21 protein-coding genes are annotated in these 19,125 nt (G+C 64.7%); 5 read left to right on the top strand and 16 right to left on the bottom strand.

What is annotated here, in order from left to right; genetic code table 11:
• Window positions 1–2: 2 nt before the first annotated feature.
• Window positions 3–941, bottom strand: a complete 939-nt coding sequence (gene ribF, locus IB275_RS04660) for a bifunctional riboflavin kinase/FAD synthetase (protein ID WP_192290212.1) — start codon at window positions 939–941, stop codon at window positions 3–5.
• A gap of 106 nt (window positions 942–1,047) precedes the next feature.
• Window positions 1,048–2,586 (bottom strand): murein biosynthesis integral membrane protein MurJ, encoded by a 1,539-nt coding sequence (gene murJ / locus IB275_RS04655; protein WP_192290214.1) that lies wholly within the window; start codon window positions 2,584–2,586, stop codon window positions 1,048–1,050.
• Between the two features lie 253 nt (window positions 2,587–2,839).
• On the opposite strand from murJ, the gene rpsT reads away from it, so the two are divergent.
• Window positions 2,840–3,109 carry a 30S ribosomal protein S20 gene (gene rpsT, locus IB275_RS04650; protein ID WP_009617555.1) on the top strand — a complete coding sequence of 90 codons (270 nt, stop codon included), beginning with the start codon at window positions 2,840–2,842 and terminating at the stop codon, window positions 3,107–3,109.
• Window positions 3,110–3,239: 130 nt separating this feature from the next.
• On the opposite strand, the gene IB275_RS04645 is transcribed toward rpsT, so the two are convergent.
• The 5 genes from IB275_RS04645 to rplU all read right to left on the bottom strand — a co-directional run bounded on the left by IB275_RS04645 (window position 3,240) and on the right by rplU (window position 6,877).
• Window positions 3,240–3,695 carry a CreA family protein gene (locus IB275_RS04645; protein ID WP_192290216.1) on the bottom strand — a complete coding sequence of 152 codons (456 nt, stop codon included), beginning with the start codon at window positions 3,693–3,695 and terminating at the stop codon, window positions 3,240–3,242.
• An 11-nt stretch (window positions 3,696–3,706) separates the two neighbouring features.
• Entirely contained in the window at window positions 3,707–4,825 is a 1,119-nt protein-coding gene (proB, locus tag IB275_RS04640) for a glutamate 5-kinase (RefSeq protein WP_081517334.1), read from the bottom strand.
• A 61-nt stretch (window positions 4,826–4,886) separates the two neighbouring features.
• On the bottom strand, window positions 4,887–6,107 hold the full coding sequence (gene cgtA, locus IB275_RS04635; protein ID WP_151189396.1) for an Obg family GTPase CgtA: 1,221 nt from the start codon (window positions 6,105–6,107) through the stop codon (window positions 4,887–4,889).
• Window positions 6,108–6,266: 159 nt separating this feature from the next.
• Window positions 6,267–6,524 (bottom strand): 50S ribosomal protein L27, encoded by a 258-nt coding sequence (gene rpmA / locus IB275_RS04630; RefSeq protein ID WP_017521622.1) that lies wholly within the window; start codon window positions 6,522–6,524, stop codon window positions 6,267–6,269.
• Window positions 6,525–6,565: 41 nt separating this feature from the next.
• Window positions 6,566–6,877 (bottom strand): 50S ribosomal protein L21, encoded by a 312-nt coding sequence (rplU, locus tag IB275_RS04625; protein WP_015475683.1) that lies wholly within the window; start codon window positions 6,875–6,877, stop codon window positions 6,566–6,568.
• A gap of 241 nt (window positions 6,878–7,118) precedes the next feature.
• Here rplU and IB275_RS04620 point away from each other — a divergent pair, with 241 nt between their 5' ends.
• Together IB275_RS04620 and IB275_RS04615 are read left to right on the top strand one after the other, a co-directional pair.
• The gene (locus IB275_RS04620; RefSeq protein ID WP_081517332.1) at window positions 7,119–8,087 is read left to right on the top strand and encodes a polyprenyl synthetase family protein; all 969 of its coding nucleotides are present in this window, start codon (window positions 7,119–7,121) and stop codon (window positions 8,085–8,087) included.
• Between the two features lie 170 nt (window positions 8,088–8,257).
• Window positions 8,258–8,482 carry a PA4570 family protein gene (locus IB275_RS04615; protein WP_045217230.1) on the top strand — a complete coding sequence of 75 codons (225 nt, stop codon included), beginning with the start codon at window positions 8,258–8,260 and terminating at the stop codon, window positions 8,480–8,482.
• Window positions 8,483–8,615: 133 nt separating this feature from the next.
• Here IB275_RS04615 and bamJ read toward each other — a convergent pair whose 3' ends face one another.
• From bamJ to IB275_RS04585, 6 genes are all read right to left on the bottom strand, one after another.
• Entirely contained in the window at window positions 8,616–9,233 is a 618-nt protein-coding gene (gene bamJ / locus IB275_RS04610; protein ID WP_045217227.1) for a BamJ family beta-barrel-assembly machinery protein, read from the bottom strand.
• 101 nt (window positions 9,234–9,334) lie between these two features.
• On the bottom strand, window positions 9,335–9,631 hold the full coding sequence (locus IB275_RS04605) for a DUF6482 family protein (RefSeq protein ID WP_045217224.1): 297 nt from the start codon (window positions 9,629–9,631) through the stop codon (window positions 9,335–9,337).
• Between the two features lie 126 nt (window positions 9,632–9,757).
• The gene (locus tag IB275_RS04600) at window positions 9,758–10,252 is read right to left on the bottom strand and encodes a TIGR00645 family protein (RefSeq protein WP_017521628.1); all 495 of its coding nucleotides are present in this window, start codon (window positions 10,250–10,252) and stop codon (window positions 9,758–9,760) included.
• A 187-nt stretch (window positions 10,253–10,439) separates the two neighbouring features.
• Window positions 10,440–10,781 carry a PA4575 family protein gene (locus IB275_RS04595; protein ID WP_081517330.1) on the bottom strand — a complete coding sequence of 114 codons (342 nt, stop codon included), beginning with the start codon at window positions 10,779–10,781 and terminating at the stop codon, window positions 10,440–10,442.
• A gap of 146 nt (window positions 10,782–10,927) precedes the next feature.
• Window positions 10,928–13,435: a Lon protease family protein gene (locus IB275_RS04590; RefSeq protein WP_192290218.1), complete on the bottom strand. Its 2,508-nt coding sequence runs from the start codon at window positions 13,433–13,435 to the stop codon at window positions 10,928–10,930.
• A gap of 96 nt (window positions 13,436–13,531) precedes the next feature.
• Window positions 13,532–13,855, bottom strand: a complete 324-nt coding sequence (locus IB275_RS04585) for a TraR/DksA family transcriptional regulator (RefSeq protein ID WP_045217219.1) — start codon at window positions 13,853–13,855, stop codon at window positions 13,532–13,534.
• Window positions 13,856–14,101: 246 nt separating this feature from the next.
• Here IB275_RS04585 and IB275_RS04580 point away from each other — a divergent pair, with 246 nt between their 5' ends.
• Together IB275_RS04580 and IB275_RS04575 are read left to right on the top strand one after the other, a co-directional pair.
• On the top strand, window positions 14,102–14,590 hold the full coding sequence (locus IB275_RS04580; RefSeq protein WP_192290220.1) for a DUF3015 domain-containing protein: 489 nt from the start codon (window positions 14,102–14,104) through the stop codon (window positions 14,588–14,590).
• A 61-nt stretch (window positions 14,591–14,651) separates the two neighbouring features.
• A complete protein-coding gene (locus IB275_RS04575) occupies window positions 14,652–16,517 on the top strand; it encodes an Lnb N-terminal periplasmic domain-containing protein (RefSeq protein WP_192290222.1) in 1,866 nt (621 codons plus the stop codon).
• Window positions 16,518–16,565: 48 nt separating this feature from the next.
• Here IB275_RS04575 and IB275_RS04570 read toward each other — a convergent pair whose 3' ends face one another.
• Genes IB275_RS04570 through ybiA form a run of 3 tightly spaced genes read right to left on the bottom strand, consistent with a single transcriptional unit; the run spans window position 16,566 to window position 19,121 of the window.
• Complete coding sequence (locus IB275_RS04570; protein ID WP_192290224.1) at window positions 16,566–17,621, bottom strand: hypothetical protein; 1,056 nt, start codon at window positions 17,619–17,621, stop codon at window positions 16,566–16,568.
• Window positions 17,618–18,559 carry an SMI1/KNR4 family protein gene (locus tag IB275_RS04565; protein ID WP_192290226.1) on the bottom strand — a complete coding sequence of 314 codons (942 nt, stop codon included), beginning with the start codon at window positions 18,557–18,559 and terminating at the stop codon, window positions 17,618–17,620. The genes IB275_RS04570 and IB275_RS04565 overlap by 4 nt, the downstream gene beginning before the upstream one ends.
• Entirely contained in the window at window positions 18,552–19,121 is a 570-nt protein-coding gene (ybiA, locus tag IB275_RS04560; protein ID WP_192290228.1) for a riboflavin biosynthesis intermediates N-glycosidase, read from the bottom strand. The genes IB275_RS04565 and ybiA overlap by 8 nt, the downstream gene beginning before the upstream one ends.
• Window positions 19,122–19,125: the final 4 nt, after the last annotated feature.

The raw sequence follows: 19,125 nt of genomic DNA, 5'->3' as shown, positions 1-19,125 counted from the left end.
CTTCAATCAAGCGGTTGGCCCAGCCAGTAGGCCCGGGCGGCGGCGATGTCGGCGAGGATGGCCGCCTTGAGTGCCTCGAGCGAGGCGAAACGCTGCTCATCACGCAGCTTCTGGTGGAAAGTGATGTCCAGATGCTGGCCGTAGAGATCGCCAGCGAAATCCAGCAGATGCACTTCCAGGTGGGGCCGGCCGTCGCCATTCACAGACGGTCGGGTGCCGATGTTGGCAACCCCGTTGCGGCGCTGACCAGCCACCATCGTGCTGACCAGGTAAACGCCGTTGAGCGGCGCCTTGCGGCGCTTGAGCTGGATATTCGCGGTGGGCGAGCCCAGCGTGCGACCCAGCTTCTGCCCGTGCAGCACGCGGCCGCTCAGGCTGTACGGACGACCCAGCAGGCGCTCGACCATGTGCAGGTCACCGTCGGCCAGGTCCTTGCGGATACGCGAGCTGCTCACGCGCATGCCATCGACTTCCACGGTGGTCGCGGCTTCGACGGTGAAGCCCTGCTCCGCGCTGGCGTTGACCAGAAAGGCGAAGTCACCGGAACGATCGCAGCCGAAGCGGAAATCGTCGCCGACTTCCAGATGGCGGACCCGCAGGCCCTCGACCAGCACCTGGCGGACGAACTCGGCGGCCGACAGCTCGCGCAGGCGGCGGTTGAAGGCCAGGCAGAGCACGAAGTCGACGCCGTACTGGCGCAGCAGTTCGAGCTTCTCGCGCAGGCGCGTCAGGCGCACCGGAGCGGCATCGGGAGCGAAGTACTCGCGCGGCTGCGGCTCGAAGATCACTACGCAACTGGGCACACCCAGCTCCAGCGAACGCTCGCGCAGACGCCCCAGGATCGCCTGGTGGCCGAGATGGACGCCGTCGAAGTTACCGATGGTGGCGACACAGCCCCCGGACAGGGGCCGCAGGTTGTGAAGGCCTCGAAGCAGCTGCATAGCGCGCGTATTGCTCAGAAAGTGGTCGATTATACCTGCACCCGTTGCCATGCGACAGGCAAAATGCCGTCGCCGCAAACCGATGCAATGCTTTGCCCCGCGAAGGTTACAGCACCGCGCGGCGGGAGAAGTCCCGCAAGCGGAAGCCGAGGATCGCCAGCATACCGAAATAGGCGACCACACCGGCCACCACCAGCGCGCCCAGGCGCGCCAGGCGGATCGGCATGCCGCCCTGATCCCAGGCCGGCATGAAATGCATCATGCCGAACAGCACCGCGCACATCACCAGTACAGCTACGACTAATTTGGCGATGAATTTGCCCCAGCCCGCCTGCGGCTCGAACAACTGTTGCTTGCGCAGTTGCCAGAACAGCAGGCCCGCATTCAGACAGGCCGCCAGGCTGATCGCCAGCGCCAGACCCGCATGCTTGAGCGGGCCGATGAACACCAGGTTCATCAGCTGGGTGGACACCAGGGTAAACAGCGCGATTTTCACCGGTGTCTTGATGTTCTGCCGCGCATAAAACCCCGGCGCCAGCACCTTCACCAGGATGATGCCGAGCAGGCCAACCGCGTAGGCGATCAGCGCATGCTGGGTCATCTGGGCGTCATGGGCGCTGAACTTGCCGTACTGGAACAGCGCGACGGTCAGCGGCTCGGCGATCACCGCCAGCGCCAGGGAGCACGGCAGCACCAGCAGGAAGCACAGGCGCAGACCCCAGTCCATCAGCCGCGAATACTCGTGACGGTCGTCGCTGGCGTAGGTCTTGGCCAGCGACGGCAGCAGGATGGTGCCCAGCGCAACGCCGAGCACACCGGAGGGCAGCTCCATCAGGCGGTCTGCGTAGTACATCCAGGACACGGAACCGGCAACCAGGAAGGACGCGAAGATGGTGTTGATGATCAGCGAAATCTGGCTGACCGAGACACCGAGGATCGCCGGCCCCATCTGCTTGAGCACGCGCCAGACGCCGGAATCGCGCAGATTGATGCGCGGCAGCACGAGCATGCCGATCTTCTTCAGGTGCGGCAGCTGGTAAAGCAGCTGCGCCAGCCCGCCGGCCAGCACCGCCCAGCCCAGCGCCATGATCGGCGGATCGAAGTACGGCGTCAGGAACAGCGCGAAGAGGATCATGCTGACGTTCAGCAGGGTCGGCACGAAGGCCGGCACCGAGAAGCGATTCCAGGTATTGAGGATCGCCCCCGCCAACGAGGCCAGCGAGATCAGCAGGATATAAGGGAAGGTCACCCGCAGCAGGGCGCTGGTGAGCTCGAATTTCTCCGGCGAATCGACGAAGCCGGGCGCCGTCACCCAGATCACCCAGGGCGCGGCGAGCATGCCCAGCGCGGTGACCAGCGCCAGGATCAGGGTCAGCAGGCCGGACACATAGGCGATGAAGGTACGGGTCGCCTCCTCGCCCTGCTGGGTCTTGTACTCGGCCAGGATCGGCACGAACGCCTGGGAGAACGCCCCCTCGGCGAAGATGCGGCGCAGCAGGTTGGGCAGTTTGAAGGCGACGAAGAAAGCGTCGGTCGCCATGCCGGCACCGAACATGCGCGCAACGATTGTGTCGCGCACGAAGCCGAGCACCCGCGAGATCATGGTCATCGAGCTGACCGCGGCCAGCGACTTGAGTAGGTTCATAACGTCCAGAACTGGTAGAATGGCCGCCCCTGCGGGGTGCAGCCCTGGCCTAGAGCGATTGCTCGACCGTCAGGCGAAGCGCAGCAGTGTAGGGCCGTGAGGGGAATAAATCACCCCATCCGCCGGACAGCGTGCGCTCGTCGCACCACTCGTCGGAGGCCGCGCATACCCTTGACAAGGCCCTGATGCAACGGCATTATTCGCGGCCTTAATTTATTCGCAACATCCCAAGTTTTTTTCGAGGAGCTCGACGGTGGCCAACACACCTTCCGCCAAAAAACGCGCCAAACAGGCTGAGAAGCGTCGCAGCCACAACGCCAGCCTGCGTTCCATGGTTCGTACCTACATCAAGAACGTAGTCAAAGCAGTCGACGCCAAGGACCTGCCGAAGGCCCAGGCCGCTCTGGTTGCCGCCGTACCGGTCATCGACCGTATGGCCGACAAAGGCATCATCCACAAGAACAAGGCCGCTCGTCACAAGAGCCGCCTGAACGCCCACGTGAAGGCCCTGGCCACCGCGTAAGCGTTCCGTTCTTGAAAAACCGGCCTCAGGGCCGGTTTTTTATTGCCTGCGATTTGTTCAGCACAGCGTTATCCACACGCTCACTTTTGCACAGGCAAAAAGAAAGGGCGGTCACCCGCCCTTTTCTTTCTTACTTCTCAGGCCACGGCATGATCGGAATCGCCGTCACCGCATTCTGCGGACTGCCTTCGATCACCCGGTCGCTGTAGACCAGATAGACCAGCGCATTGCGCTTCTTGTCGAAGAAGCGCACCACCTGCATGGTCTTGAATACCAGCGAAGTGCGCTGCTGGAAGACTACCTCGCCATCCTTCAACTCACCGGCAAAACGGATCGGCCCGACCTGACGACAGGAGATCGACGCCTCGGCACGATCCTCCGCCAGCCCCAGCCCACCCTTCACGCCACCCGTCTTGGCGCGAGACAGGTAGCAACTGACACCCCGCACCTTCGGATCATCGAAAGCCTCGACGACGATCTTGTCGTTCGGCCCGACCCATTTGAAGACGGTGGACACCTCACCGACCACGTCGGCCCGGGCCAGCGCCGGCAGCAGCATCAGCGCCGCCATCAATCCCTTGCGCATGAAGAATCTCCTCAGACGAGCACCAGGTTGTCGCGGTGCACCAGCTCCGGACCATCGACATAGCCAAGCATGCCTTCGATGGCATCGGTCGGCTGGCCGATGATCTTCTGCGCCTCCAGAGCGCTGTAGTTCGCCAGACCGCGAGCGATCTCGCGACCCTGCTGATCCACACAGACCACCATCTCTCCGCGACGGAAGCTGCCCTGCACGGCCTTCACGCCGACCGGCAACAGACTCTTGTGATCCTGCGACAGGGCCTTCACTGCACCATCGTCCAGCACCAGCGTGCCGCGCATCTGCAGGTGACCAGCCAGCCACTGTTTGCGCGCCGCCTTGCGACTCTGCTCGGGAGTCAGCAGCGTGCCGAGCCGCTCACCGACACGCAGGCGATCCAGCACACGCTCGATACGACCACCAACGATGACGGTGTGCGCACCGGAACGCGCCGCCAGACGAGCCGCGCGCAGCTTGGTCTGCATGCCGCCACGACCCAGCGCACCACCGGTACCGCCAGCAACCGCGTCCAGGGCGGGATCATCGGCGCGAGCTTCGAAAATCAGCTCGGCATCGGGGTTGTTGCGCGGGTCAGCGTCGAACATGCCATCGCGATCAGTGAGGATCACCAGCAGATCAGCCTCGACCAGGTTGGCCACCAGCGCCGCCAGGGTGTCGTTGTCGCCGAAGCGGATCTCATCGGTAACGACGGTATCGTTCTCGTTGATCACCGGGATCACGCCGAGATCGACCAGCGTGCGCAGGGTGTTGCGCCCGTTCAGGTAGCGCTTGCGGTCGGACAGGTCGTCATGAGTCAGCAGCACCTGCGCGGTCTGCAGGCCGTGCACGCCGAAGCTGGACTCCCAGGCCTGGACCAGGCCCATCTGCCCCACCGCGGCGGCCGCCTGCAGCTCGTGCATGTCACTAGGTCGGGAAACCCAACCCAGGCGGCTCATGCCCGCCGCGACGGCGCCCGAGGACACAAGAACCAGCTCAACGCCCGCGCAATGCAGCGCGACCATCTGCTCGACCCATACCGCCATGGCATCACGATCCAGACCGCGACCATCGGCGGTCAGCAACGCACTGCCAATCTTGACTACCCAGCGCTTGGCGCCAGTGACCTTCTCACGCATACCCTCAACCTTAGAAGTCAGGCTTCACACGTTTCATCCGGACCGGCGGGCGCCGTTCCGATCAAGGCACGTAGAAGATTTCCGGCCCATCGCCGTCGTCTTCGTCATCCTCGAAATCATCGTCATCCGCATCATCGACATTCTTCAGACCGGAGCGACGCAGTGCACGAGCATCGTCCAGGGCCTGCAGACGGGCACGGGCCTCGTCTTCGATGCGCTGATCCAGGGCCGCCAGGGCTTCGCCATAGGCCGGCTCCTCCTCGATGCGCAGGGTGCGCTCGTCGAGGTACTTCATGATGTCCTGGCTCAGCTTCTCGGTGCCTTCACGCTCCAGGGCGGAGATCACATAGACCGGACCCTCCCAGCCCAGACGCTCGACCACGGCCTGCTTGCGACGCTCCTGCTCCTCAGGCTCAAGGATCTGATCCATCTTGTTCAGCACCAGCCAGCGATCACGCTCGGTCAGCGCCGGGCTGAATTTCTCCAGCTCGTGGACGATGGTTTCCGCGGCATCGGCCGGATCACTCTCATCCAGCGGCGCCATGTCGACGATGTGCAGCAGCAGACGGGTACGCGCCAGGTGCTTGAGGAAGCGGATGCCCAGGCCGGCGCCTTCGGCAGCACCCTCGATCAGGCCGGGGATGTCGGCGACCACGAAGCTCTTGAAGCGCCCCACGCTGACCACGCCCAGGTTCGGCACCAGGGTGGTGAAGGGATAGTCGGCGACCTTCGGCTTGGCGGCGGACACCGCACGGATGAAGGTGCTCTTGCCGGCGTTCGGCAGACCGAGCAGACCGACGTCCGCCAGGACCTTCAGCTCCAGCTTGAGGTCACGCGCATCACCAGGCTTACCCGGCGTGGTCTGGCGCGGCGCACGGTTGGTGCTGGACTTGAAGCGGGTATTACCCAGGCCGTGCCAGCCGCCCTGGGCAACCATGATGCGCTGACCGGCAGTGGTCAGGTCACCGATGATCTCCTGGGTATTGGCATCGATGATGGTGGTACCGACCGGTACGGGCAGGACGAGATCGTCACCCTTGGCGCCGGTGCAGTCCTTGCTGCCGCCGTTCTCGCCACGCTGGGCGTCGAAACGACGGGTGTAGCGATAGTCCACCAGGGTGTTCAGGTTCTCGTCGGCCTCGAGGTACACCGAGCCGCCGTCACCACCGTCACCGCCGTTGGGACCGCCTTTCTCGATGAACTTCTCGCGGCGGAAGCTCATGAGGCCGTTGCCGCCGTCACCGGCTTTCACGTGGATGGATACTTCGTCGACGAATTTCATTGCGAACGCCTCCCGCAGCAGCTGCGGGTTGAAAATAAGAAAAGGAGCATAGGATACAGCCAAGTCCGCGCAAACGCCCGAACCGGCAGCACCTCGTCTGGAAACGCCAGAAACAAAAAAGCCCCGTCGCGAGACAGGGCTTTTTCAGTGAGAGCTCGCTTAGGCAGCGACGACGCTTACATAGCGACGGCCAAAGGCGCCTTTCACTTCGAACTTGATCACGCCGTCGACTTTAGCGAACAGGGTGTGATCCTTGCCCATGCCAACGCCGTAGCCAGCGTGGAACTGGGTACCGCGCTGACGCACGATGATGTTGCCTGCTTTCACAGCCTGGCTACCGAACAGCTTCACGCCAAGGCGTTTGCTTTCTGAGTCGCGGCCGTTGCGGGTACTACCGCCAGCTTTTTTGTGTGCCATGAGTCAATTCTCCTAAAACAGGAAGCAGCCCTAAAAAGGAATTAGGCCTGGATGCCGGTGATTTTGATTTCAGTGAACCACTGGCGGTGGCCCTGACGCTTCATGTGGTGCTTGCGGCGGCGGAACTTGATGATGCGCACTTTGTCGTGACGACCGTGGGAAACCACTTCTGCGGTCACTTTCGCGCCTTCTACCACCGGCAGGCCGATCTTGACGTCATCGCCATTGGCGACCAGCAGGATGCGATCCAGGTTGATCGCTTCGCCGGTGGCAACGTCGAGCTTCTCGACCTTGAGGAATTCGCCTTCGGTGACTTTGTATTGCTTGCCACCAGTAACAATTACTGCGTACATCTGGATGTCTCCGTTAGACCTGCTCACCCGACGCTTTATAGAAAGAGGAATCGGTCGGCATGGCTGCATGGGGCCGGAAAGGACGCCCGTGCAATTGCGTAAGGCAGGATATGCCAGGGAAGTTCGGGGCCGCGATTGTACGCAAACCCCTGGTGCGGATCAAGCCCCATGGGGCCTTGCCTTGACAGCCCAAACAGCGGCACCTAGCATGCCGCGCAATCTACGAGGAGCGCTGTCTTTAATGCAACCCCAGGCTTTCTATCGCGTGGTGGCGGACGACTTCACCGCCGTCGACGGCATCATCCGTCGCCAACTCACTTCCCGCGTTCCCCTGGTGGAAAAGATCGGCGACTACATCATCTCCGCCGGCGGCAAGCGTCTTCGCCCGCTGCTGGTGCTCCTCTCGGGCAAGGCCCTGGGCTATTCGGGCGATGACCTGAAGCTGCTGGCCGCCACCATCGAATTCCTGCACACCTCGACCCTGCTGCACGACGACGTGGTCGACGCCTCCGGCCTGCGCCGCGGCCGCGCCACCGCCAATGCCCAGTGGGGCAACGCGCCGAGCGTGCTGGTGGGCGACTTCCTTTATGCGCGCTCCTTCGAAATGATGGTCGAACTGGGCTCCATGCCGGTCATGCGCATCATCTCCCAGGCCACCCGCGTGATCGCCGAAGGCGAAGTGCTGCAGCTGTCCAAGGTCCGCGACGCCAGCACCACCGAAGAAACCTACATGGAAGTCATCCGCGGCAAGACCGCAATGCTCTTCGAAGCCTCCACCCACAGCGCCGCCGCGCTGGCCAACGCCCAGCCGGAGCAATCCGAGGCGCTGCGCCTGTTCGGTGACGCCCTGGGGATCGCCTTCCAGCTGGTGGACGACCTGCTCGACTACCGCGGCGACGCCGCCAGCCTGGGCAAGAACGTCGGCGACGACCTCGCCGAAGGCAAGCCCACCCTGCCGCTGATCGCCACCATGCGCGACGGCACCCCGGAACAGGCTGCACTGGTGCGCAAGGCCATCCAGCAGGGCGGCAGCCAGGATCTGGAAGGCATCCGCGCCGCCGTGGAAGCCGCCGGCGCGCTGGACTACACCGCCAACCTGGCCCGCGAGTACGCTGCCCGCGCCATCGACTGCCTGAAGGCGCTGCCGGACAACGAATACCGCGCCGCGCTGATCGAACTGGCCGAGTTCGCCGTCGCCCGCACGCACTGATCCGCCGCTTCACCAAAGCCCGCCCCGGTTCGCCGCGGCGGGCTTTTTGTTGCCTGTCTTTTGACCGGGAACAACAGATCGTCGCCTGCGTAAAAATTTTTCCAATTCAGGCTTGCTATTAAGATAATAAGAATTATTCTCATTAAACGGTCTGCACGGAGGAACACGCCATGACCTACATGATCGACGCCTGGCTGGATCGCCCGCACCCCTACCTGCGCATCCTGCATCGGGACACCGGGGAAGTCTGCGCGGTGCTGGAAGAAGAAGCGCTGGATGAACTGCGCGAACAGGGCGGCCTGGAGTTGTCCGAGCTCAATACCAGCGAACCGCTGGTGCTCAAGGAGCTGGTGCGCAACCTGTTCCTGTTCTGTTACGCCCGCGCGCTGCGCTAGACGCACTTTACGATGGCGCAGGAAGCGCCATCGGTGCTCCGCCGCCCGGGAGGCGGATGCACAAAGGGGCGCCTGAGCGCCCCTTTTCCTGCGCAGTCGCCAGGGATGGCACTGCGCAGCGAACCTTCGGGAATCAGAGGATTTCCAGCAGCTCGACGTCGAACACCAGCACGCTGTGCGGCGGGATGCTGCCGACGGCCTGGCCGCCATAGGCCAGCTCGCTCGGCACATGCAGGCGCCATTTGCTGCCGGCGTTCATCAGTTGCAGCGCCTCGACCCAGCCGGCGATCACACCGCCCACCGGGAATTCGGCCGGCTGGCCGCGCTCGTAGGAGCTGTCGAAGACGGTGCCGTCGACCAGGGTGCCGTGGTAGTGGGTACGCACGGTGTCTTCGCGGGACGGCTTGGCGCCTTCGCCGGTGGTCAGCACTTCGTACTGCAGGCCGGACGGCAGGACGGTCACGCCTTCGCGCTTGGCGTTTTCCACCAGGTACTCGCGGCCTACGGCTGCGGCGGCCTCGGCTTTCGCCTGGGCTTCGGCCTGCATGCGCTCGCGGATCACCTGGAAGCTGGCGGACAGGGCTTCGCCCGGAACGCGGCTTTCAGCGCCGGCGTAGGCGTCGGACAAGCCGGCCACGATGGCGTCCAGGGTCATGCCCGGAACCGGGTTCTCGCGCAGCTGGTCGCCCAGCTGACGGCCGATGCCGTAGCTGACGCGGGCTTCGTCGGTGGAAAGGTTGAGTTCGCTCATGGCGGCGCTCCGCTGGGGGTTCAAAAAAGGGCCGCCAGCCTAGCACAGATGCACCGCCTCCCCCACCGCGCGAGCCCCGCGCAGCGCGCCGCGCAACAGACTCAGTGCAACGGGATGGTCACGCCGGCGCCGATGTCGCGCTCGTCGTCCATGCCGCACATCTCGTCATGCACCACCGCATGCACCAGATGGAACGGGACGTTGGGCAGCGCCTTGAGCACCTCCCGCGCATGGGCGACCGAACGCACGCTGATGACATGCCCGGCCTCGTCCTGGACCGGATAGAAGCGCGCGCCCATCCGCGCCTCCAGCACGTAGATATCGCCTTCCAGCGACACCAGGTTGATCTCGTCGATGTCGCCGGCGACGGAGCGGCTGGTCAGTTCCTGCAGATTCATGTGCTGCACCTCCTGCGGATTGATCCACGCAAAAAGTCTTGTACAGCAGGCGCTCACCGCAAGGCGAAAACGCAACCGCCCGTCCGTTTTGTAACGGCCGGGCGGCGGGAATGACGCAGCAACGCCTTAGTGGTCGTGGCGCGTGGCCTTGTCCAGGTAGCCCATGGCGAAGGCCGAGAGGACGAAGGTGAGGTGCATGATCACGTACCACATCAGCTTGTTGTCTTCGATGTTCTTGGCGTCCATGAAGATGCGCAGCAGGTGGATCGAGGAGATCGCCACGATGGAGGCGGCCACCTTGTTCTTCAGCGAACTGGCGTCCATCTTGCCCAGCCAGCTGAGCTTTTCCTTGCCTTCATCGATGTCCAGCTGCGAGACGAAGTTCTCGTAGCCGGAGAACATCACCATCACCAGCAGGCCACCGACCAGCGCCATGTCGATCAGCGACAGCAGCACCAGGATCAGGTCCGCCTCGGCGATGCTGAAGATGCTGGGCAGGATGTGGAAGATTTCCTGGAAGAATTTGATGGTCAGCGCCAGCAGGGCCAGCGACAGGCCGATGTAGATCGGCGCCAGCAGCCAGCGCGCGGCGTACAGGGAGTTTTCGACGAATCGTTCCATGGTGCTCGCAGGTGAAGTATTGGGAAAAAGGGCCGCGGCAGTATAGCGGATGGCTTTTGCGAGTTTTCCCGGCTTTCTATGGATAAATATGTCTGTGGATAATTAGGCAACGGCCACGGTGTGGAACCGTAGCGAACAGGCACCCCGCGAGCTTCAGCGGATTGTGCAGGGCCCGCGCAAGCGGCCGTCAGCCTTCGGGGCGGAACTGGAAATTGCCGACATGGCGCGAACGTTCGCCGTTCAGGCGGCGCAGTTCGCCCTGCAGGTGCAACTGCCAGATGGGAGGATCTTCCGCCACGATGTAGCCCTGCTGGGCCAGGCAGTCGGAGATTGCCTCAAGCACGCCTTCGGCCACGAAAGGCCCGCAGAACGGGCCCTGCGCCTTGATGGCGGTGGGCTGCGCGCCGGACATCCCGGCAGCGCACAACAAGGTCCAGAGTCCATTCTCTCCGGCCAGCGGCCTGATCTCGCACTCGATGCGCGTGGTCAGCCCCAGACAGGGGCGGATAAGGCAGAGGTTACGCGGCATGGCGGCACCCTCGCGGTTGTCCTGAGTTCGAGACTACACCCAGGTTCCGACACGCGAAAGTGCGGATTTATCCCGTCATCTTGCAGCCAACGGAGTGTAAAACGCGCGGACAGGACGCCGAAGCGGCGCCCCGGTCCTGACGTCAATCAGTCGACGTCCTTCTTCTTGCGGGCGCGCTCTTTCTCCACAGGAGCCTTTTCCACCGGCACCCTCTCCGCCTTCGGCTTGCTGGCGGGCTTGGCGGCGGCGGGCTCCTTGGCCGGTTTTTCCTTCTCTTCCTCGTCCATGCCCAGCTCGGAGATTTCCTTCAGGCGCTCGACGACACGGGCGTTGACGCTGCCCCTGGGGAAGTGGCCCTTGGCATCCGGCGCACCGGCTGGCTCGCCGACCAGCAGGCTCAGCGCCTCGTCGGCCTGGCGCACGGCATAGATGTGGAACTGGCCGTTGCGCACCGCCTGCAGCACGCGCTCGTCGAGCATCAGGGTGGCGACGTTGGCACGCGGGATGATCACCCCCTGCTCGCCGGTCAGGCCACGCGCCTCGCAGAGGCGGAAGAAGCCTTCGATCTTCTCATTGACCCCACCGACCGCCTGCACTTCACCGAACTGGTTGATCGAGCCGGTGATGGCGAAGCATTGCCGCAGCGGCGTGCGCGACAGGGCGGAGATCAGCGTGCAGACCTCGCCCAGCGAAGCGCTGTCGCCGTCCACGTAGCCGTAGGACTGTTCCAGGGCGATGCTCGCGGATATCTCCAGGGGGAATTCCTGGGCGTAGCGGCTGCCGAGGTAGCCGGTGAGGATCATCACGCCCTTGGAGTGGATCGGCTGGCCGAGGTTGACCTCGCGCTCGATGTCGACAATGCCACTGCCACCCGGATAGACGGTGGCGGAGATGCGCGCTGGCATACCGAAGGCGGAGTCGCCGACTTCCAGCACGGTCAGGCCGTTGCACTTGCCCACCGCGGCGCCTTCGCTGTCGATCAGGATGATGCCGGCGAGGATGTCGTCGAGAATCCGCGCCGACACGCGGCCAGTACGGGTTTCCTTGGCCTTCAGGGCACGCTCGATGTGCCCCAGGTCGGTCACTTCCTGGCCGGCCAGCTGGCGGATGAAGTCCGCTTCGCTGACCAGTTGGAACAGGTCGCCGATGCGTGCCGAGAGGCGACCCTGGTGTTCAGCCAGGCGGGCGCTGTAGGTCGCCAGGCGCGCCACGGCTTCACGGCTGAGCGGCGCCAGGCCCTCTTCCGAGGTGCGGGTCTTGAGCAGCTGGGCGAACTGTTCGAGGCTGTCCTCGGCGAGCGGGATGTCCTCGTCGAAGTCCACCAGCACGCGGAACATCTCCTGGAAGTCCGGATCGAGGTCCTGCAGCGTGTAGTAGATCTGCCGCGAGCCGATGATGATCACCTTGATGTTCAGCGGGATCACCTGGGGCGTGAGGCTCATGGCGGTGAGGCGGCCGAGTTCGGCCAGGGGCGATTCCATCTTCAGCTGGCGCGACTGCAGCGCGCGCTTGAGGGCGTCCCAGACGAACGGCTCGCTCAGCAGCTTCTCCGCCTCCAGCACCAGGAAGCCGCCGTTGGCGCGGTGCAGAGCACCGGGGCGCAACTGGCGGTAGCTGGTGTAGAGCGCACCCTGATCGGAGGCGTATTCGATGCGTCCGAACAGGTTGTCGTAGGTCGGGTGCGACTCGAACACCACCGGCGCGCCGCTGGTGGCATGGTGGCCGATCGCCTGGTTCGGCGCGTACTGCTCTTCCAGGCTCTGCTTGCGCTGCGGGTCGGTGCGCTCGGCGTCCACCAGCTGGTCGACCACGGTCTTCAGCAGGTTGAGCTGCATGGCCTGCAGGTAGGCACTGACCCCGGAGTTGTTGTTGTACTTCTCCACCAGCGGAGCCAGCAGTGGCTGCAGCGCCAGGGTGATGGTTTCCTCGTTGAGCTGGCGCAGCTGGTTGCTCGACTCGCGCTTCCACTGCGGCAGGCTGGAAAGCTCCTCGTTGAGGTGCTCCTCCAGGTCGGCGATGTCGGCATGGAAGCGCTCGCGCTCCTCTTCCGGCAGTTGGGCGAAATCGGCTTCATCCAGCGCCTTGCCGTCCTTCATCGGGGTGAAGGCGATGTTGGAGCTGTCGCGGTAGAGGGCGACCTCCTTCTCCAGGGCCAGGCGTTCGACGGTGTCCAGGGCCTTGTCGTAACGCTGGTTGAAGGCGCGGTCGATGGCGCTCTTCTTCTGTTGGTAGGCCGGGTTCTCGAACACCGAGGGGAAGGTGGAGAGCAGGTTGTCGATCAGGTGGTCGATATCGGTGCCGAACTCGGCGGCGCTGCCCGGCGGCAGCTCGATCACGCGCGGCTCGCGCGAATCGTCGAAATTGTTGACGTAGACCCAGTCGGCCGGCGTCGGCAGGCGCTTGCCCTCGGCCTTCAGGTAGCGCTGCACAAAGGAGAAGCGACCGGTTCCCGGTTCGCCCATGACGAATACGTTGTACCCCGGACGCGGCATCGCCACGCCGAACTGCAGCGCCTCGACCGCGCGCTCCTGTCCGAGCACGCCCAGGAAAGGCTCCAGTTCTTCGGTGGTCTTGAAGGGAAACTGTTCGGGGGTGAAGGGGCGGGTCAGTTCATCGGGCGCCAGGCGCAGGCCGGCAGCAACGGAATCGGGCATTGGAGGTCCTTGCTTCGGGCGGCGCGAGGCCGCGGAGATTCGACCGCATTCTCGCGCCGCCCGCGCGCCACTGGCAAGGCAGTATTGGTGACAGTTTCAGTCCACCGCATCGGCGCAGCGCAGGCAGTGCTCGGCGGCCGGCAGCGCGCGCAGGCGGCGCTCCTCGATGGCCTCGCCGCAACGCGCGCACTCGCCGTAGGTGCCGTCAGCCAGGCGCAGGCGCGCCAGGCCCACCAGGCGCATGCCCGCGTCGGCTTCGGCGAGCAACGCGCGCAGCACGTCGTCGTTCTGCCGCTGCTGGGCCTGCTCGGCGAAGTCCGGCGAATGGCTGCGGCCGAGGTCGCGGCGGATGGCTTCGGCACGCTTGGAATACTCGGCCGCCAACTGGTCCAGCGCTGGCCGTGGATCGAAATCGACCATGACTACTTCCTCGCAAGGGGAACTGATTCAAGTGTGGTCGGTTCCAAGACTTCCGCCGCTGATGCCGATCAACTGCCGGTCATCCCGGCCCATTCAGCCGGGACCGGCCATACTGACTGCGGCAGCGGTTGCCTTGACACCTGCAAGGCATTGGAGAAAAGCTCTGACCAGGCGCTGTTAGGCTGTCAGCGACTGTTCAACGTTTCCCGATCTCATAAAGCAAGACCTCAAAAAGAGAGAAAAACGATGAAAAGGATTCTGCTCGGTACCCTCCTCGCCACCGCCTCCCTGAGCGCCCTCGCCGATGCACCCGGCAGCGACGGCTGCGGCTGGGGCAACATGCTGTTCAAGGGCCAGCGCGGCACCGCCACCCACGTCCTGGCAGCGACCACCAACGGCACCAGCGGCAACAACACCTTCGGCATGACCACCGGCACCAACGGCTGCCACACCAACGGTGCGCTGACCTACGGCGGCAAGCCGATGATCGTGCTCAGCAGCATGATGGACGAGCTCTCCGAAGACATGGCCAAGGGTGACGGCGAAGCGCTGACCACCTACGCCGTCGTGCTGGGCGTGAAGCCCGAGGACCGCGCGCACTTCGCCCAGGTCACCCATGAGCACTTCGCGCAGATCTTCAACAAGTCCGACGTCACCGCCGAAGACGTCTACACCAACACCCAGGCCGTCCTGAAACAGGACAGCACCCTGGCCAAGTACGCCGACCAGGCCTGATGGCCAACGCGAGCCCGCCTCCTGAGGGCGGGCTCACCCTTCCCTCCCAGTAGCCCACTCGATGCCCAAACGCCTGTTGCCCTGGATGGCGCTGTGCGCCTGCACCCCACTGCTGGCTTCGCCGGCGATCGACCCACAACGCCTGCAGAGCCTGGCCGACGAGCCCTACTGGCTGGCACTGGGTCACTACGAACACGCCAAGCTTGGTGGCTGGCGCAGCTTCGTCGATGATCCGAAATTCTTCCTCGCAAAGGACGGAGACCGTCACCCGCAATCCGAACTGGCCGCCACCGTGCAGGCCCTCTACGCACCGGCCAGCCTCGGCGACAAGCACGCCCAGTGCGTGTACCCGGCGCGTACCCGCTGGCTGCGCCAGCAATTGCAGCTCGATGATCTGCCGACGGTGGAGTGCAAGGAATTCACCACCTGGTACCAGGACATCAACCCGCACAGCGCCGTGCTGGTGTTCCCGGCCGCCTACCTGAACAGCCCGTCCTCGATGTTCGGCCACACCCTGCTGCGCATCGACCAGGCCGACGTCGATTCCGACAACACCGCCCTGCTCAGCTACGCGCTCAACTTCGGCGCCTACATCGAGGGCATGGACAACAGCATCCTCTACGCCTGGAAGGGCCTGATGGGCGGCTATCCCGGCCTGTTCGCCCTGGTGCCCTACCGCGAGAAGCTCTCCGAATACAGCCGCCTGGAGAACCGCGACCTCTGGGAATACCGCCTGAACCTGACGCCGGAAGAAACCGCGCGCATGGTCGAGCACGTCTGGGAGCTGAAGCAGATCCGCTTCAAGTACTACTTCTTCGACGAGAACTGCTCCTTCCGCCTGCTGGAGCTGCTGGAGATCGCCCGCCCCGGCACCGAACTCACCGACCACTTCCCGCTCACCGCCATCCCCACCGACACGGTGCGCGCAGTAAAGGACGCCGGGCTGATCGACCGGGTGGACTACCGCCCCTCCCGCGAGCGCGAGTTGCTGGCCCGCGGCGAACCGCTGAGCCACGACGAGAAGGTGCTGGCCCGCCAAATCGCCGACGACGACAGTCAGCTGCAAAGCCCCGAGTTCGCCGCCCTGCCCGCCGACCGCCAGGCGCTGGTCCAGGACACCGCGTTCCGCCTGGTGCGCTACCGCGCCACCGGCCAGGAACGCGACCAGTCCACCGCCTCGCGCAGCTACAACCTGCTCAAGGCGATCAACAAGAACCCGCCGCCGGCGCTGGACGTCGAACGCCCCGGCCAGCCGGAGAACGGCCACGAATCGCGCACCTGGCAGATGGGTGCCGGCAGTCGCGACGGCGAGGCTTTCGCCCAGTACGGCCTGCGCATGGCCTACCACGACCTCGACGACAACGCCTACGGCTTCCCCCTCGGCGCGCAGATCGAGATCGGCCAGCTCAAGCTGCGCCAGTACGAAGGCAACCGCTGGCAGCTGCAGCAACTGGACCTGGTCACCATCCGCTCCATGACGCCGCGCAACGAGCTGCTGAAACCGCTGTCCTGGCAGGTCGCCGGCGGCTGGGAACGGGTGATCGGCAAGCACAGCGACAACGACCACGACACCCTGGTCGGCCATCTCAACGGCGGCGCTGGCGGCAGCTGGAAGCTCTCCGACGACTTGCAGGCCTATGCCCTGGGCACAGCGCGCATCGAGAACAACCCGGACTTCGCCGCCACCATCGCCCCGGCCATGGGCTTCGACACCGGCGTGCTATGGAGCAACCCGCTGGGCAACCTCAGCCTCGAAGGCAAGGGCGACTACTTCCACAACGGCGAAGTGCGCCGCACCCTGAGCTTCGGCCAGCAGGTAGAACTGGGCCGCAATCTCGGCCTGCGCCTGTCGGCCCAGCGCGAGTTCAGCCATGAGGCCAGCCCGCGCAGTGAGGTGATGCTGGAGCTGCGCTGGTACCACTACTGACCGGGGAAGACGCGCTGCGGCCAATGCCGTGGCGCGCCTTTGCCAGCGTCACTCCAGATAGGCCGCCACTTCTTCCTCGCTGAGAAAACGCACCAGCTCCACCGACGGCTGATGTGCGTCATGCAGGCGATCGGCGAAGCCCGACCAGGAGCGCGACACCCCCTCTGCGGTATCCAGCGCAATCAGCACACAGTGGCCATGCTTGCGGCTATTGCTGCGCAGCGGCGCCTCGCCCCACGCCCAGGCCAGACTGTTGACCAGCTCGCCCTTCTCGAAGGCGAACGCCTGCAACCACAAATACTGTGCGCTGTCTTCCCGTGGTACCTCCTGCCCCGCGACAGGTGCCGCGACGCGCAACCCGAGTTGCTCACCATGGACCGCCAGCAGCGGCTGCAGCAGTGAGAACGCATGGAAGTTGCAGTTGATGCCCTGCGCGCTCACCACCAGACCGCTGCGCGTCGCGGGCAGCACCACCACCAACTCGTCTTCGTAGGTCAGCGCCGCGGCATGGTCGAGGAAGTGCAGATTCTCGAAGGGCAGCGTGGTGTTGGATTTCACCATGGCGTCGATATCGCGGAGCAGCTCGCCATTAGCCAGGAAATCGCGGTGATTTTCCCGCGAACGCATCAGCATGGTCATCAGCGGCAGCACCAGCAGATCGACCGCCGGATGCGCGCTGTCGATGAGTAGCGACTGCGCGGGTGTCAGGCTGTCGAGCCGCTCGCGGGCCTGCCTCGCCGCGGCCTGCGCCTCCTCGTCGTCCTCGACATCCTCATCGGCGCAATACGGACGCAGCGTCGCGAGGGCCCGCGCCAAAGCTTCCAGCACTGCCGCGAAGGCAATGCACGGGTTTGCGCCGCCCTCGACCCAACTACCGCAGAACAGCGCCAGCAACGACGCACGGTTGGGACTGAGCTCGGGAAGCAATGCTGCGCACAGGGCAAGCATCTCGTCCGCGCGGGGCGTACCCAGTGTCTCGCGGTACAGCTCGCGAACGTCGGTGCGGCGGACGAAGTCCTGCGCCTCGACCCGATCCTCCGGCGCACTCACCGGCTGGCGCAGGAATTCGACCAACGATTCCGGCAAGCGTGTCGCCAGCGTCATGCCACATCTCCGTCGAGCTGATACTCCCCAATGCCCTGCTCGGCGAACCAGCGGATCACCGTCTCGCGCTGTATCACCCGCGCATGCACCGGCGCATTGCCACCGCCAGTCAGCAACTGGCCAAGGTCGCAACCCCGGTCGCGCAGCTGTTCCAGCAGCGCAATATCGCCGCTGCGCACCGCATGCGTCAGCGCCAGGCGTTGCAGCTCCGGCTCACCGGCAATCCGTCCCTGCTCCAGCGCCGCGCGCCAGTCGCGTATCAGCGGCCGCAGCGAGCCCTGCAGAAGCTGCACCAGCGCTTCGCCCTCGGCGCCCGAGGCAGCCAGTTCATCCAGAGCTTCGAGCAATTCCTGACCGCCATCCGCCCCCTCGGCGAACGGGTCGTCATCGAAGCCCAGCAGCGCGAACAGGCCGTACAGGTCGTCGGCCACCCTTGTCAGTGCATCCTGGTGCAGACGCAGCGGCCAGGCTGGCGGCAGCGCACGGCTCCAGGCGTAGATGGCGCCGAACTCTTCCGGCTCGACACAGACGTAGACCCGCTCCAGGTACTCGAAACCACCGATGGGCAGGAAGCCCACGCGGCCGTCCCACTGCTGGCCATTCTCCTCGGCGACTTCCTCGGCGCACTCCTGCTCGTGCGCCAGCCAGCCCCAGAGGTCGTTGTAGCCGTCGCTGTCCGGATAGAACAACTCGTTGAAGGAGTAAGGATGCAGGTGGCCGTCGTAGTCCACGCACAGCTCGTAATCCAGCCGGCCACCGAAACTGCAGCGCCACAGGGCGACCAGTTCACGCGGCAGCTGGCTGCCCAGGCGTTGCTCGACCTCGGCCAGTTGGGCATCGCTGATCGGCGGCTGCGCGTCATGGATAATGCGCCCGGCGAACCAGGCCAGGCGGTGATCGCGCAGCAGTTGCTGCTGGGCAGCCGTGAACTCAGGCATTTCGGCCCTCCCGGCGCAGCGCATCGCGCGCACTCATGAGGGCAACACCCAGCAGGTTCAGCCCGCGCCAGCGCGCCGGATTGCCTGCATCGGGATGATCGACCGCCAGACCGATGCCCCAGATGGCATCCACCGGGCTGGCCTCGACCAGCACGCGATCGCCCGTGCCCAGCAGGAATTCGCGCAGGGCCGGGTTCTGTCCGAACTTGGCGTGGTTGGCGCGGGTGACGATCGCCAGGCGCTCGGCGTTCCAGGCGGCCTCGTCGAAGCCGAGGATCTCGCGACCGATGGATTTGGCCTCAGCCGGCGTGCGCGCCGCGAGAATCCGCGCCAGCGCCGCCTCGTCACCGAACAGTCGGGCCTTGCCGGCCATCATGTAGTGCTCGGCACTGGTGTAGGTTACTCCGTCGATCTCGAAGGCCACTTCGAACCACTGGCTGAAGCAGCTCTTGTCGACTTCCACGGAGTGCTTTGGGCGATGCCCCCAGAAGTACAGGTACTTGAACGCCTCGCCCGCCTCGATGCGTCGGCACAGCTGCTCGACACTCATCGGTTCTTCCATGATC

Source organism: Pseudomonas sp. PDM21 (assembly GCF_014852505.2).
Classification (GTDB): Bacteria; Pseudomonadota; Gammaproteobacteria; order Pseudomonadales; family Pseudomonadaceae; genus Pseudomonas.
This window is presented reverse-complemented; position numbering and strand designations above follow the sequence as displayed.

Excerpts from the sequence above, each read along its gene's own strand:
- IB275_RS04615 (WP_045217230.1), top strand. The coding sequence starts at position 8,258 with ATGACCTACATGATCGACGCCTGGCTGGATCGCCCGCACCCCTACCTG.
- ybiA (WP_192290228.1), bottom strand. The coding sequence starts at position 19,121 with ATGGAAGAACCGATGAGTGTCGAGCAGCTGTGCCGACGCATCGAGGCG.
- rpmA (WP_017521622.1), bottom strand. The coding sequence starts at position 6,524 with ATGGCACACAAAAAAGCTGGCGGTAGTACCCGCAACGGCCGCGACTCA.
- IB275_RS04645 (WP_192290216.1), bottom strand. The coding sequence starts at position 3,695 with ATGCGCAAGGGATTGATGGCGGCGCTGATGCTGCTGCCGGCGCTGGCC.
- rplU (WP_015475683.1), bottom strand. The coding sequence starts at position 6,877 with ATGTACGCAGTAATTGTTACTGGTGGCAAGCAATACAAAGTCACCGAA.
- IB275_RS04600 (WP_017521628.1), bottom strand. The coding sequence starts at position 10,252 with ATGGAACGATTCGTCGAAAACTCCCTGTACGCCGCGCGCTGGCTGCTG.
- IB275_RS04580 (WP_192290220.1), top strand. The coding sequence starts at position 14,102 with ATGAAAAGGATTCTGCTCGGTACCCTCCTCGCCACCGCCTCCCTGAGC.
- IB275_RS04575 (WP_192290222.1), top strand. The coding sequence starts at position 14,652 with ATGCCCAAACGCCTGTTGCCCTGGATGGCGCTGTGCGCCTGCACCCCA.
- cgtA (WP_151189396.1), bottom strand. The coding sequence starts at position 6,107 with ATGAAATTCGTCGACGAAGTATCCATCCACGTGAAAGCCGGTGACGGC.
- bamJ (WP_045217227.1), bottom strand. The coding sequence starts at position 9,233 with ATGAGCGAACTCAACCTTTCCACCGACGAAGCCCGCGTCAGCTACGGC.
- ribF (WP_192290212.1), bottom strand. The coding sequence starts at position 941 with ATGCAGCTGCTTCGAGGCCTTCACAACCTGCGGCCCCTGTCCGGGGGC.
- proB (WP_081517334.1), bottom strand. The coding sequence starts at position 4,825 with ATGCGTGAGAAGGTCACTGGCGCCAAGCGCTGGGTAGTCAAGATTGGC.
- IB275_RS04620 (WP_081517332.1), top strand. The coding sequence starts at position 7,119 with ATGCAACCCCAGGCTTTCTATCGCGTGGTGGCGGACGACTTCACCGCC.
- murJ (WP_192290214.1), bottom strand. The coding sequence starts at position 2,586 with ATGAACCTACTCAAGTCGCTGGCCGCGGTCAGCTCGATGACCATGATC.
- IB275_RS04605 (WP_045217224.1), bottom strand. The coding sequence starts at position 9,631 with ATGAATCTGCAGGAACTGACCAGCCGCTCCGTCGCCGGCGACATCGAC.
- IB275_RS04570 (WP_192290224.1), bottom strand. The coding sequence starts at position 17,621 with ATGACGCTGGCGACACGCTTGCCGGAATCGTTGGTCGAATTCCTGCGC.
- IB275_RS04590 (WP_192290218.1), bottom strand. The coding sequence starts at position 13,435 with ATGCCCGATTCCGTTGCTGCCGGCCTGCGCCTGGCGCCCGATGAACTG.
- IB275_RS04595 (WP_081517330.1), bottom strand. The coding sequence starts at position 10,781 with ATGCCGCGTAACCTCTGCCTTATCCGCCCCTGTCTGGGGCTGACCACG.
- IB275_RS04565 (WP_192290226.1), bottom strand. The coding sequence starts at position 18,559 with ATGCCTGAGTTCACGGCTGCCCAGCAGCAACTGCTGCGCGATCACCGC.
- IB275_RS04585 (WP_045217219.1), bottom strand. The coding sequence starts at position 13,855 with ATGGTCGATTTCGATCCACGGCCAGCGCTGGACCAGTTGGCGGCCGAG.